Annotated in this window: 13 protein-coding genes; all 13 read left to right on the top strand. The window is 47.7% G+C overall.

Annotated features, from left to right (window positions below; translation table 11 throughout):
* The 13 genes from aroB to MHH92_RS18665 all read left to right on the top strand — a co-directional run bounded on the left by aroB (nucleotide 1) and on the right by MHH92_RS18665 (nucleotide 13,076).
* Nucleotides 1–1,095 (top strand): 3-dehydroquinate synthase, encoded by a 1,095-nt coding sequence (gene aroB, locus MHH92_RS18725; RefSeq protein ID WP_074095641.1) that lies wholly within the window; start codon nucleotides 1–3, stop codon nucleotides 1,093–1,095.
* Between the two features lie 5 nt (nucleotides 1,096–1,100).
* Complete coding sequence (gene aroH / locus MHH92_RS18720) at nucleotides 1,101–1,478, top strand: chorismate mutase (RefSeq protein ID WP_047843558.1); 378 nt, start codon at nucleotides 1,101–1,103, stop codon at nucleotides 1,476–1,478.
* A gap of 503 nt (nucleotides 1,479–1,981) precedes the next feature.
* Nucleotides 1,982–3,550 carry an anthranilate synthase component I gene (gene trpE / locus MHH92_RS18715; protein ID WP_036607674.1) on the top strand — a complete coding sequence of 523 codons (1,569 nt, stop codon included), beginning with the start codon at nucleotides 1,982–1,984 and terminating at the stop codon, nucleotides 3,548–3,550.
* Between the two features lie 68 nt (nucleotides 3,551–3,618).
* The gene (trpD, locus tag MHH92_RS18710; RefSeq protein ID WP_091034830.1) at nucleotides 3,619–4,659 is read left to right on the top strand and encodes an anthranilate phosphoribosyltransferase; all 1,041 of its coding nucleotides are present in this window, start codon (nucleotides 3,619–3,621) and stop codon (nucleotides 4,657–4,659) included.
* Entirely contained in the window at nucleotides 4,649–5,437 is a 789-nt protein-coding gene (trpC, locus tag MHH92_RS18705; protein WP_076250003.1) for an indole-3-glycerol phosphate synthase TrpC, read from the top strand. The genes trpD and trpC overlap by 11 nt, the downstream gene beginning before the upstream one ends.
* A 35-nt stretch (nucleotides 5,438–5,472) precedes the next feature.
* Nucleotides 5,473–6,174, top strand: a complete 702-nt coding sequence (locus tag MHH92_RS18700) for a phosphoribosylanthranilate isomerase (protein WP_076250596.1) — start codon at nucleotides 5,473–5,475, stop codon at nucleotides 6,172–6,174.
* Nucleotides 6,171–7,370, top strand: a complete 1,200-nt coding sequence (trpB, locus tag MHH92_RS18695; protein ID WP_047843556.1) for a tryptophan synthase subunit beta — start codon at nucleotides 6,171–6,173, stop codon at nucleotides 7,368–7,370. The genes MHH92_RS18700 and trpB overlap by 4 nt, the downstream gene beginning before the upstream one ends.
* Nucleotides 7,367–8,173: a tryptophan synthase subunit alpha gene (trpA, locus tag MHH92_RS18690; RefSeq protein ID WP_076250004.1), complete on the top strand. Its 807-nt coding sequence runs from the start codon at nucleotides 7,367–7,369 to the stop codon at nucleotides 8,171–8,173. Before trpB ends, trpA begins: the two co-directional genes overlap by 4 nt.
* Nucleotides 8,174–8,258: 85 nt before the next feature.
* On the top strand, nucleotides 8,259–9,359 hold the full coding sequence (hisC, locus tag MHH92_RS18685; RefSeq protein WP_237174708.1) for a histidinol-phosphate transaminase: 1,101 nt from the start codon (nucleotides 8,259–8,261) through the stop codon (nucleotides 9,357–9,359).
* A 26-nt stretch (nucleotides 9,360–9,385) separates the two neighbouring features.
* Nucleotides 9,386–10,480: a prephenate dehydrogenase gene (locus tag MHH92_RS18680; RefSeq protein WP_076250006.1), complete on the top strand. Its 1,095-nt coding sequence runs from the start codon at nucleotides 9,386–9,388 to the stop codon at nucleotides 10,478–10,480.
* Nucleotides 10,481–11,207: 727 nt separating this feature from the next.
* Entirely contained in the window at nucleotides 11,208–11,801 is a 594-nt protein-coding gene (locus MHH92_RS18675; RefSeq protein WP_036607662.1) for an RNA polymerase sigma factor, read from the top strand.
* Complete coding sequence (locus MHH92_RS18670; RefSeq protein WP_036607660.1) at nucleotides 11,798–12,433, top strand: anti-sigma factor family protein; 636 nt, start codon at nucleotides 11,798–11,800, stop codon at nucleotides 12,431–12,433. The genes MHH92_RS18675 and MHH92_RS18670 overlap by 4 nt, the downstream gene beginning before the upstream one ends.
* 43 nt (nucleotides 12,434–12,476) lie before the next feature.
* Nucleotides 12,477–13,076 (top strand): histidine phosphatase family protein, encoded by a 600-nt coding sequence (locus MHH92_RS18665; RefSeq protein WP_076328398.1) that lies wholly within the window; start codon nucleotides 12,477–12,479, stop codon nucleotides 13,074–13,076.
* Nucleotides 13,077–13,216: the final 140 nt, after the last annotated feature.

Here is a 13,216-nt window from a genome sequence, read left to right as displayed (position 1 = left end):
ATGCGTCAGCTGACGGTACAGTTGGAGGAACGCTCATATCCGATTCTGATTGGCAGCGGTCTATTGGCACAAGCCCCTCAATATTTTGAGCAATATGGGTTGACCAAAAAAAGTCCGTTGCTCATCATTACAGATGAAAATGTGGCTCCCAAATACTTGTCAGGTTTGGAGCAAACGCTGCGTACGGCTGGTTATACAGTCGTATCGGCGGTTGTACCCTCTGGTGAAACGTCGAAATCCCTTTCGGTGTACCAGGATATGATGACCGTTGCGATCGAAGGCAAACTGGATCGGAGTTCTGCGATTCTGGCCTTAGGTGGTGGTGTCGTAGGTGATCTGGCTGGTTTTGTTGCCGCTACATATATGCGTGGAATCAAGTTTGTTCAAGTACCTACAACGATTTTGGCGCATGACAGCAGTGTAGGCGGCAAGGTGGCTGTCAATCATCCGCTGGCCAAAAATATGATTGGTGCATTCCACCAGCCCGAGCTAGTGCTCTATGATGTGGACACACTTCAATCCTTGCCGCCACGAGATGTATCGGCAGGGTTGTCAGAGATGCTGAAGCACGGGCTGATCCGTGATGAGGCTTTTGCACATTGGTGTGAGGAACATGCGGAAGAACTGCTTGCGCTTAATCCGGAAGCACTTGGATACGGCTTGGAACGTGGATGTGGCATTAAGGCAGAGATTGTATCCAGAGACGAACGTGAAAATGGAGAACGTGCGTTGTTGAACCTGGGACATACGATTGGTCATGCCATTGAAGCGATTGCCGGTTATGGAGAATTCCTGCACGGAGAAGCGATCTCGATCGGTATGGCTGGATCAGCATTGCTTGGTGAGAAGCTTGGTGCGCCAGCAGGGCTCTATGAAGATACGGTCCGCATGTTGCGTTCACTTCGCCTTCCAACAACGATGCCTGCGCATCTCGACACGGATGCATTAATGGAAGCGATGATGCATGACAAAAAGTTCCGTGAAGGTCATATGGTGTTTATCATTCCTGATCGGATTGGAGCTGCAAGAATTGTGAAGGACGTACCTGTGTCGGAAGTTCGGGACGTCATTGAAATGCTCAGGAAGGGAGAATAACAGCAATGGTCACACGGGGAATTCGCGGGGCTACAACAGTCACGCAGAACAACGAAGAACAGATTTTGAAGGAAACGGCTGTATTGTTGCAGGAGATCGTGGATCGCAATGAGATCCAACCGGAAGATATCTGCAGTGTGTGGATTACGTTAACTGGGGATCTGGATGCTGCTTTCCCGGCAAAAGCTATTCGTCAACTGGATGGTTGGGAACTCGTACCACTAATGTGTGCACTGGAGGTTCCTGTTAAAGGTGCCTTGGCGCAGTGCATTCGTTTCATGGTGCATGTGAATACAAACAAAGCTCAGAATGAAATCAACCATGTGTATCTGAACGGTGCACAGGCATTACGTCCCGATTTGGCAGCACCTTCCGGCTCTTAAGTAGTGGGTTGTCAAACCGATCATAATGATGTATAGTGAGAACCAGTTGAGTAGAGTTGAGATTGAGCTGAGAGCAGCTGAGCTAGTGGAGTATATAGCAGAGTCCAGTGGGTGGTAACCGGGGCAACAGAAACCGGTCAACTGATTCACGGTACGTCGTGCTACGGAATAGGTAACAGGAATAGGGAAAACAAACGTGTCATAGGACATCTTTTGTTTTGATATATTTTGGTACAAACACAATCAATGCACTCTCCTATATTTTACGTAATATTGGAATGAGTAGTTGAAGTGTTATAACTAATTTATTTTCCCGATTTGGATGATGTGAGATGCATCAATTCAGCGACCTGTGAATAATCCGACAGCGAAGTATAGGGACTTGTTATTTATGAAGCATCACCCTGTTAAATACAGCTTATAACCAAACCTCTACCTGATGGTAGAGGTTTTTTTGTACATATAACCTTTTCTTCTACCTAAATCTGAAAGGACGTGATCTGATGATAACGCCAAACGTTAATCAAGTACTGAAAATGTCGAATGAGTATAATCTGATTCCGGTAGTCAAACGGATTCTGGCAGATATGGAGACTCCGATTCGAATATTCCGCCGTTATGCTGACAACGACCGGGCATTCCTGTTGGAAAGTGTAGAGGGCGGTATCCAATGGGCGAGATACTCGTTCATCGGTACAGATCCGTTCCTGATGATTTCGGCCAAGAAAGGCCGGATTGTTGTAGAAGAAGCAGGGAAAACCCGTGAATTGCCAGGCAAACCGATCGAAGAACTGAAAGCACTGCTGCGTAAGTACCGCAGTCCAAAAGATGATGAACTGCCACCATTCACAGGTGGGGCAATTGGTTTCTTCGGATATGACCTGCTGTCCTATTATGAGAAGCTTCCAGCCCACGCGCTGGATGACCTGAATATGGATGACATTCGCTTTATGTTCTGTGACCAGATTATCGTCTTTGACCATGTGAAGCAGCAGATGTTGCTCGTTGGTAATGTACACGTCAAGGACGGTGCAACGGATGATGAGATACGCCAAGCGTATGCAGTGACTTCGGAGAAGCTGGAGCAGGCGGCAGAACGTTTGCAGCAGCAAGGACCAGGAGAGAACCTGAATCCGCGTTCCATTCCGGGAGACGTGGAACTGGGGGATATTCGCTCCAACCTCACGAAAGAGCAGTTTATCGGTAATGTGGAGCAAGCCAAAGATTACATTCGCGCAGGTGATATTTTTCAAGTGGTATTATCCCAGCGTTTCCACATTGATACGGAAGTTTCTCCGCTTCACGTGTATCGTGTGCTTCGGACCCTGAATCCATCACCTTATATGTACTACCTCAAAATGGATGATGAGATTATCGTGGGTACTTCGCCAGAAGCGCTGGTCAAGGTGGACGGGAATCGTGTGGAGACACGACCGATTGCAGGTACACGTCCAAGAGGGGCAACAGAAGCGGAAGATCGTGCACTCGCTGCTGATCTGCTCCAGGATGAGAAGGAACGCGCGGAGCATCTGATGCTGGTTGATCTGGGGCGTAACGATCTGGGCCGGGTATCCAGTTTCGGCAGTGTGAAGTGTGACATGTTCATGGAGATTGAACGGTATTCTCACGTTATGCACATGGTATCCAACGTTACGGGCGAGCTTAGAGAAGATAAGGATTTCTTCGATGCATTCCTCTCTTGCTTGCCAGCGGGTACTGTATCCGGAGCACCGAAACTGCGTGCAATGGAGATTATCGCGGAACTGGAGAAAGAGGCACGTGGAGCTTATGCAGGAGCAATCGGATACCTTGGTTTCTCGGGTAACATGGACTCCTGTATTACGATTCGTACGATTATTTTTAAAAAAGGAAAAGCGTATGTACAGGCCGGAGCGGGAATCGTATGGGATTCTGTGCCTGAGAATGAATATGAGGAAACGGTTAACAAAGCTAAAGCATTGCTCAAGGCGATTCGAACAGCAGAAGCAATGTTTCCTGCCAAAGAAAAGGACAGCACGTTGAGACTGGCGAATGCAGACTACTTTGTCACACCAGCGGCCGCTAAGAACTGAGAGAGGAGAGACCGGAGATGAACATAAACCCAATAATGAATGAGAACCCTGTAACCCCTATTGCTGAGATTACTCGTGAGGAAGGCATGAAAAATGGCCTGGCGAAGATTCTAGAGGGCAGCCATCTGGAGCAAGCCGAAGCAAGAGATTTGATGTACTCGATCATGAGAGGTGAGGCAACGCCGGCTCAAATCGGAGGTTTGCTGATGGCGCTACGGATGAAGGGTGAAACGGTAGATGAGATCACCGGTTTTGCTGAAGCCATGCGTGGTCAGGGCGGACGAATTCTAACGGATGGCAGCGGCTTGCTGGACACTTGTGGAACAGGTGGATCGGGTATTCACAAATTCAACATTTCCACAGCATCCGCCATCATTGCTTCGGCCGTCTCGGTTCGGGTCGCCAAACATGGCAACCGTTCAGCTTCAGGCAAAGCGGGTAGTGCAGATGTATTAGAGGCACTGGGTGTAAATATCCATCTGAACGGTGAGCAGGCCAGACAATGTCTGGATGATATCGGAATCTGCTTCTGTTTTGCCCAAGTATATCACCCTTCCATGCGACATGCGGCAGGACCAAGAAAAGAGCTGGGGGTTCGTACCATTTTCAATATGCTCGGACCGTTAACGAATCCTGCGGGAGCAGATCGCCAATTGCTTGGCCTGTATGATCGTTCCCGGACGCCGATGATTGCTGAAGTACTGAATCGTCTTGGTCTCAAAAGAGCGTTGGTTGTGGCCAGCCATGATGGTCTGGATGAAATCAGTATCTCGGCACCAACTCAGGTGTCTGAACTTCGCAATGGTGAAGTGCACACCTATGATATTGATCCACGTGATATGGGTTTGTCTCTGCACCCGCTTGAAGCGGTACTTGGAGGAGATGCGGCACAGAATGCCGAAATTATTAAGAGGATCTTCCAGGGTGAGCAGAGTGCCTACCGCGATGTCGTTCTGTTGAACGCCGGAGCGTGCATCTATGTATCCGGTCTTGCAGATAGCATTGCTGAAGGGGTGACACTTGCCGCAGAAGCGGTAGATTCGGGCAAAGCTGCCGGGAAGCTTGAACAGTTAATTCATACAACGGAGGCGTATAGTCATGTATCTTGATCGAATCGTTGCAACCAAACATAAAGAAGTTGAAGTTCTTGCACAGACATTTCGCATGGATGAAGCTATCCAAAAAATCGAACAACTACCCGCAACTCGGGGGTTTGAACAAGCACTATCGAGCGGACGCAATCGCAAACTCGGCCTTATTGCTGAAGTGAAGAAGGCTTCGCCATCCAAAGGGTTAATTCGTCCGGATTTTCATCCGGTTGAGATTGCTGCTGCTTATGAGCGAGCGGGTGCAGACTGCATCTCCGTATTAACAGATGTGTCGTATTTTCAAGGCAGCAACGAGTACTTGCAGGCTATCCATCAAGCAGTGAACATTCCGCTATTGCGCAAGGATTTTATTATAGATGAACGACAGATTGCCGAGGCAAGATTACTGGGTGCGGATGCGATACTGTTGATTGCCAGTATTCTGACACCTGAACAGATTCGTCAATATCTGGAATTTGCCAAAAGTTTGGGGCTGGATGCCTTGATTGAAGTCCATGATCGAACAGAACTGGAGCAGGTATTGGAGATTCCGCAGGCAACACTTGTGGGCATCAACAATCGTAATTTGAAAACATTCGAAACCAGCCTGAACACGACACTGGATTTGATGGAATTGATTCCAAGTGGCGTTACCTTGATTAGCGAAAGTGGTATTGACGGACCAGAATCAACAGTACCTCTGATCCAGGCCGGTGTTCATGGTATTCTCGTAGGTGAGCATCTCATGCGCAAGGATGATGTCGAGGCGGCTGTATATGATCTGATGGGACCCAAATGATGAATACTTCCATACACGATGGCACAGGCGACAGTATGTCAGAACTGAGAAACCCGCTGCCAGCGGCCGTAAAAATATGTGGACTTCAGGACGTTGAAGTGCTAAAATCGATGATAAACTTGCCTGTGGATTACATTGGTGTTGTTTTTGCCAAATCACGCCGCCGAATCGAACCCGAGCAGGCTGCTGCATTAAGAACGGTGTTGTTCGAATGGTCTACCTATGATCGGCCGAAGCTTGCGGGTGTATTTGTGAATCCTACGCTCGAAGAACTGGAACACATTATGGACATTGCTCAGCTGGATGTTATTCAACTGCATGGACAGGAGACTGTGGAATTTTGCCAGCAGGTGAAGCAGCGGTGGAATGCCGCAGTGTTCAAAGTTTTTTCTTTTCCCAAAGATGAAACGGGACCGGAAGCTGATGATGCAGCCATAAGGGCTCTTGATACTTATGATAAATACGTGGATGCGATATTGCTTGATACCCATGATCCTCTATATGGAGGGGGCTCCGGGAAAACGTTTGCCTGGGAGCGAATCCCTGCCTATGCTGAATGGGCGAAAAGTCGCGGAATTGCTCTGTTCGTTGCAGGAGGGTTGCAGCCGGACAATGTACAACAACTAATACAGACATATGCACCTTTCGGCGTCGATGTATCCAGCGGCGTGGAGACTGAAGGTGTGAAGGATATTGCCAAAATTACAGCATTCGTAGAAAGGGTGAAGCAGGCATGACACATCAATTGCCGGATCAACACGGGCGTTTCGGTCACTTCGGAGGCCGCTTTGTACCTGAGACACTAATGAACGCACTTATTGAGTTGGAGGAGGCATACAGCCACTTCTCTGAAGATGAGGAATTTAACAAGGAACTGAACTATCTGCTAAGCGAGTATTCTGGACGTGAAACGCCATTGTATCATGCAGAGCAATTGTCACGCCGATTGGGCGGACCGAAAATTTATCTGAAACGTGAAGATCTCAATCATACAGGCGCGCACAAAATTAATAACGCCATTGGACAAGGTTTGCTTGCCAAACGGATGGGCAAAAAGAAAGTTATTGCCGAAACGGGTGCAGGTCAACATGGCGTTGCGACCGCAACCGTAGCCGCATTGCTTGGACTGGAATGCAAAGTATTTATGGGCGAAGAAGATACAGAGCGTCAGCAGTTAAACGTATTTCGGATGAAGCTGCTCGGAGCAGAAGTAATTCCGGTGACGTCCGGAACACGGACACTGAAGGATGCTGGTAATGAAGCACTTCGCTACTGGGTCAGCAATGTAGAGGATACGTTCTATGTGCTCGGATCAGTGGTTGGTCCTCATCCATATCCGATGATGGTGCGGAATTTCCAACGTGTGATTGGTGATGAGACCCGTCGTCAGATTCAGGAGATCGAAGGGCGTTTGCCGGATGTAATTGTAGCCGCTGTTGGTGGAGGAAGTAATGCGATCGGTATGTTCTATCCATTTATCGGTGATCAGGATGTGAAGCTTGTTGGTGTTGAAGCCGCAGGCAAAGGGGTCGAAACCGAGTATCACGCTGCAACGATGACCAAAGGTACGCATGGTGTATTCCAGGGATCTATGAGTTACCTGTTGCAGGATGAGTATGGACAGGTTCAGCCAGCGCATTCCATCTCGGCCGGACTTGATTATCCGGGTGTTGGTCCGGAGCATTCCTATCTCAAGGATATTGAACGGGCAAAATATGTACCGATCACGGATCAGGAAGCACTGGATGCCCTGCAACTCCTATGTCGGACGGAGGGAATCATTCCTGCTCTGGAGTCTGCACATGCGGTTGCCCAAGTTGTCAAACTGGCGCCTGAACTTACAGCAAATGATATTGTAGTCATTTGTCTGTCGGGACGTGGAGACAAGGATGTTGAATCGATCATGAAATACACGGGAGGTGACTTGGGATGAATCTGATGGACCAGACCTTCCAGCAATTGAAGGAACAGAATCGCACGGCACTTATTCCATTTTTAACCGTGGGAGACCCGGATGTGGATACAACGATTGATATCATCAAGGAGCTTGAACAGGCTGGAGCGGATATTTTGGAACTGGGTGTTCCCTATTCCGATCCGCTTGCAGATGGCCCAGTCATTCAGCGCGCTTCCGAACGTGCGCTGAAAAGCCAGATTACCATTCGTACTGTGATGGAAACCGCTGCAAAAGCTCGTAAGGCAGGTGTGAAACTGCCGTTTGTTCTGTTCACCTATTATAATCCGGTATTGCAGACAGGCCTGGATGTATTCTTTGATGAATTGGTCAAACACGATATTAGTGGCATGATCATTCCGGACCTGCCGATTGAGGAAGCGGAAGAGATGCGAGAACGCGCAAATCGTGCTGGTGTGCATCTGGTGCCGCTTGTTGCACCTACATCTAATGCCCGGATTGAGCGGATTGTAACGGGCGCGAGGGGCTTTATCTATTGTGTATCATCCCTTGGGGTAACCGGAGAGAGAGCTTCTTTCTTTGATGGCGTAGAGAGCTTTATTGAGACGGTGAAAAGTCTGACAGACCTTCCTGTAGCGGTAGGCTTTGGTATCTCCAGTCATGAGCAGGTGGCACATTTCTCCCGCATCTGCGATGGCGTTGTTGTAGGTAGTGCCATTGTTCGTCAGGTGGAAGATGCGATTCCTCTGCTTGAAAATCCGGATACGCGTGCAGCGGGACTGTTGCAAATTCGCAACTTTGTGGCACAATTAAAGGGATAGAGATGTCCTGAAGGACATCTTTTGGACACATGAGGTGCACGCTGATTCGTGTCTAACATTATTTCAATAACAGGAGGCGGTCGGGTTGAAACCGAAATCCCAGATTGTCAATCTGCCTGTGTACCAACCGGGCAAACCGATTGAAGAAGTGAAACGTGAACTGGGGCTTGAACAAGTCATCAAGCTGGCCTCCAACGAAAACCCGTACGGCAGTTCTCCTGCCGCCCTGGAAGCCATTACGAGAGAAATGACGAATATAAGCATATACCCAGACGGTAGCTCGGTTGAGCTGACGGGAGTTCTTGCCAAGCATCTTGGCGTTGAACGGAACAACTTAATATTTGGTTGTGGTTCCGATGAGATTATTGCTTTGATCACGAGAGCTTTCTTCTTGCCGGGTGACGAGACCATCATGGCAGATCAAACATTTTCTGTATATAAAAGCAATGCAGATATTGAGGGTGCCGTGTCCATCGAAGTGCCTCTGAAAGATGGCACGCATGATCTGAGCGCGATGCTCGCGCAAATTAACGACAAAACCAAAGCAGTATGGGTGTGTAATCCAAATAATCCGACAGGTACGATTATCTCCGAGCAGGAACTTACAGCCTTTATGGACCGTGTGCCTGCTCATGTGATGGTCATATTGGACGAAGCTTATTATGAATTCGTAACCGATGAAGCATACCCGCAAAGTATACCATTGATCGAACGGTATCCGAACTTGGTCATCCTGCGGACATTCTCCAAAATTTACGGTTTGGCTTCGCTTCGGATCGGATATGGTATTGCACGTCCCGAAATTATTGATTTGATTAACCGTGTACGTGAACCGTTTAACACTTCCCGTTTTGGACAGGTTGCGGCAAAAGCTGCACTACTGGATCAGGATTTTGTTCAAGAGTGCTCGAAGCGGAATGCAACGGATCGGGATTACCTGCAAAATGAATTTACACGGCTCGGATTGTCGTATTTCCCTTCACAGGGTAATTTCATTATGGTTGACCTGAATATGCCTTCGGCAAATGCGTTCCAATCCTTGCTCAAACAAGGCATTATCGTTCGCTCAGGATTCCACGTATACCCAACTTACATTCGTGTGTCCGTCGGAACATCAGAACAGAACCGTGCATTTGTCACGGCACTGGAGAACACGCTGGCTGAGAAGGCGGTAGCACGCCCTTAATACTGGCGATGAAAGAGTGAGGACCCATGAAACTAAAAATTGCAATGATTGGTGTAGGACTCATCGGCGGTTCACTGTCGCTCTGCTTCAAAGGCAAGCCAGGTGTAACCGTGATGGGCTACGCCCACTTGGATGAACTGAAGGACAAGTACATAGCGAGCGGTGTAGTGGATGATGCTACGCTCTCTCTGGAAGAAGCGGTAGAGGATGCCGACTTTATTTTTTTGTGCGTTCCCGTAGGTTTGCTAGAATCCTATTTCGAAAAGCTCTCCAAGCTGCCATTGAAAAAAGGATGTATCATCACGGACGTAGGAAGCACTAAAGCTTCCATTGCCGCTTGTGCCGAGCATGTGCGGTTGACTGACGCTTATTTCATTGGTGGTCACCCTATGGCGGGGTCGGAGCGTGCAGGCGTAGATGCGGCCTCAGCCGTGTTATTTGAGAATGCATACTATGTCTTAACCCCTTCAGAACATGTACCTGAGGAAGCCTACAGCAGGTTGTCTGAGCTGCTTGCGTATACGCGGGCACAGATCGTGCGTGTGGAGCCTCTGCTGCACGATGACATCGTGGGGGCGATTAGTCATCTGCCACATGTTATTGCTGTTGCGCTGGTGAATCAGGTACGTGAATATAATGAGTCGAATCCACTGTATAAAATGCTGGCTGCAGGCGGTTTTCGGGATATTACCCGGATTGCGTCCAGTGATGCGATTGTGTGGAGAGATATCTTGCTTAGCAACCGTGATGTACTGCTGGGCTTGCTTAAGGACTGGAATAGCCAGATGACGGCCTTTACGGATATGCTGGAACATAAGAACGGTGAAGGTATAGAGGAGGCATTCCGTCAGGCCCGCGAGTTCCGCAGTATATTACCAGAACGACGCAAAGGCATGATTTCGCCGTTATTTGATCTATATACTGATGTTCAGGATGCACCGGGTATGATCGGTAAGATTGCAACTGAGCTTGGGGCGAATGATATCAACTTGAGCAACTTGGAGATTATCGAAAACCGGGTGGATGTGCCGGGCATTATGCGTCTGTCTTTCCGTCAGGAAGAAGATATGGAACGAGCCAAGACGTTATTGGATTCCTTAGGCTATCAAGTGTGGATATAAGACGAGAAAGAGGGCGAAAGCCCTCTTTTTTGTGAGGTTATATTGGAGTGGTTATTTGATTTTCAGTCACAGAAAAAAAGGATGTATTATCCTGATTTACCGAAAGATATAATTAATTCAAACAATTTTACTGAAAGTGTTGACAAAATGAAAACGTATACATATAATAAGGGTACAGTATGGTTTCTCTCCACTCCTATCCAATAACTGTATTGCTCCACGTGAGCAATGGCCGCTTATGTAAGCGGTCTTTTTTTTTGTCTTAAAAAGTTTTGGGAAAGGCATTGATATGTTAATAATTACACTTGGACTTACATCCTCTATTTACATCTCCCTCCTTAATCTGTTAGGATACCTTAGATCCAATAAATATCACATTTTTGTAACCTTTTCGGTATGTCGTCCGTCTATATAAGCAAGGGTTACCAAAAAGGCTCAAAATGAAGTCATGAACGTGAAAATGACCGCATATGAATGACAGGTCGGGTTTTGTGGATGCCAATGGATTTGCCAGGATGATGCAGACCGTTGTACAATAAATACTGTTAATGTAGAAACGTTGGGGAAATTGCCATTACATAGGGGAATTTGGCGGGAAGGCCAGTTATGGCGCTGAACGCTTTTTATATGCGGTGAGAACCGCAACTTTTTTGTGCCTGTTCGGTAATACATGGATAGAGTCGAACGGGGAGAAGCACATGGATGGGCGAGGAGGGGTCGCACTCAAATGACGGATTCCCAGTTGATTCGAGAGATCAAGGAAGGTAACCTGGAGTTATATTCCGAGCTGATGAGTCGTTATCAGCGTAAAATACTGGCTTTCGTATATCATATGTTGAAAAGTTCCAATATGGAGCTGCTTGCGGAAGATCTCTGTTCTGAGACTTTCTATAAGGCGTTCCGCAGTCTGCACTCTTTCCGTGAGGTGGATGCCTCATTCTCAACATGGTTATATACCATTGCGAGAAATACGGTACTGAGTGAGCTTCGCAAACAGCGTAGCGGAAATGTCCCACTTGAAGAGAGCGGGATTGTTCCCGTTGCTCCTTCGGAGAATACACCGGAGTATGCTGTACTACGCAGCGAGCGGGTGATGCTGGTTAGGGATGCGATTAACAATTTGCCGGAGAAGCAGCGTTCTGCGATTATACTCCGTGAGTATGATCAACTAGACTACCAAGAGATTGCGAATATTCTTGGGCAGAGCGTCAGTTCTGTGAAATCGCTATTATTCAGAGCAAGATCAAGCGTAAAAACTCAATTGGAACCTTATTTCTTCGAACCGGTGTACGAGCCATATGAAGGGATGAAGAACCGATGAATTGCAATGAAGCCCAGGAACTGTTTGCACTGGTCTGGGACTTGCCGGAAACTCATCCTCAGCGGATTGCATTTCATGCTCATCTCGCTGGTTGTGAAGAGTGCTCCGAGCAGTTTGAGGTCTGGGAAGAAGCTCAGATCTTGCTGCACAGCATTCCGGTTCCAGTGACAGAACAACAAGCAGAGAGAGTGAACCGTAACGTTATGGACCGGATCTACGCGGAGTCTCCATGGTTACTGCCGGAAGAGGTAAAGGTTAATCGTTTCTCTGCTGTGATCCGCAAGCATATGTCTTTGTGGATTGCCGCGTTCCTGGCTATTTTTTTATGCAGCTTTCTGTATATGGCAATGTTTAAGCCAGATGTATCAGAAGCTGAGCAAACCAAAGTTGTTACTACGGGTATCCTGGAGACAGGGGTTGCCGGAAGCGGACCATCGTCCTCTGGAATGTATCAGTACAACATGACTGGAGCGGACAGAGGAAGTATCATAGAACCTTTTGTTGTGAGCATGGGACCTGCTTATCCGCAGTATTGGATGGCCCTCTCTTTACTTGCAATAGGAATGGCGTTATTTTCTCTTGGACGTATGCATCGAACAACGAATAAACGCAAACAAGGTGCGAGTGCATAGGTAATAACCTTTCGTTCGCCGTGTGGAGAAATGAGGGATGTAAGTGCGAATCGGGCTTATTCGTCACGGTCTTACAGACTGGAATGCGGCGGGCCGTATACAGGGTCAGACGGATATTCCTCTGAATGGAGAAGGTCGTGAACAGGCAGAGCGCCTGGGAAGACGTCTGCTGACGGAAGAATACCAATGGGACTATATCATCACAAGTGGATTATCGCGGGCACAGGAAACAGGGGAGATTATCTCCAAGCTGTTGAATGTACCTTTGCTCAAGCCAGACGCACGGTTGAAAGAAAGGGCTTTTGGTCAGATTGAAGGTCTGACTTCAGAAGAACGGGTTGCCCGTTGGGGCCAAGCCTGGGAGACATTAGACTTGGGACAGGAGCAGATAGCGGATATCCAGATTCGTGCACTGGCGTTTCTGGAAGATCTATGGTCGGCCTATTCTGACCAAAACGTACTCATTGTCACTCACGGAGCTTTCTTAGCCAACCTTTTAACAGCTTTGTTTAAAGATCGGTATACAGAACGGATTGGAAACCTGTCACTGACGATCCTGGAAAAGGAACGTGATGACTGGAGTCCACTGTTATATAATTGCACACGACATCTGTCTTTGGACACAGCGAAACAACCTGAGTAATCCAACTTGGGTTGTTTTTTTTGCGTTTTATGGGGAAATAAAGACTGTATATGATTTCAAACCTCTCATTTTTCTTCTGATTGACCAACTCGGGGCATAGTATGGTTTAAAACATAAAAGATTTCCAAAAAGAGGTTTAG

It is taken from the genome of Paenibacillus sp. FSL M7-1414, assembly GCF_038003195.1.
Classification (GTDB): Bacteria; Bacillota; Bacilli; order Paenibacillales; family Paenibacillaceae; genus Paenibacillus; species Paenibacillus amylolyticus.
Note: the sequence above shows the minus strand (reverse complement) of the source record. Positions and strands in the feature narration are given on the sequence as shown.

Bases quoted from the DNA above. Each gene is read 5' to 3' on its own strand.
- MHH92_RS18670 (WP_036607660.1), top strand. From the start codon at position 11,798: ATGAATTGCAATGAAGCCCAGGAACTGTTTGCACTGGTCTGGGACTTG.
- aroB (WP_074095641.1), top strand. From the start codon at position 1: ATGCGTCAGCTGACGGTACAGTTGGAGGAACGCTCATATCCGATTCTG.
- MHH92_RS18680 (WP_076250006.1), top strand. From the start codon at position 9,386: ATGAAACTAAAAATTGCAATGATTGGTGTAGGACTCATCGGCGGTTCA.
- aroH (WP_047843558.1), top strand. From the start codon at position 1,101: ATGGTCACACGGGGAATTCGCGGGGCTACAACAGTCACGCAGAACAAC.
- trpB (WP_047843556.1), top strand. From the start codon at position 6,171: ATGACACATCAATTGCCGGATCAACACGGGCGTTTCGGTCACTTCGGA.
- MHH92_RS18675 (WP_036607662.1), top strand. From the start codon at position 11,208: ATGACGGATTCCCAGTTGATTCGAGAGATCAAGGAAGGTAACCTGGAG.
- MHH92_RS18700 (WP_076250596.1), top strand. From the start codon at position 5,473: ATGTCAGAACTGAGAAACCCGCTGCCAGCGGCCGTAAAAATATGTGGA.
- trpE (WP_036607674.1), top strand. From the start codon at position 1,982: ATGATAACGCCAAACGTTAATCAAGTACTGAAAATGTCGAATGAGTAT.
- trpC (WP_076250003.1), top strand. From the start codon at position 4,649: ATGTATCTTGATCGAATCGTTGCAACCAAACATAAAGAAGTTGAAGTT.
- trpA (WP_076250004.1), top strand. From the start codon at position 7,367: ATGAATCTGATGGACCAGACCTTCCAGCAATTGAAGGAACAGAATCGC.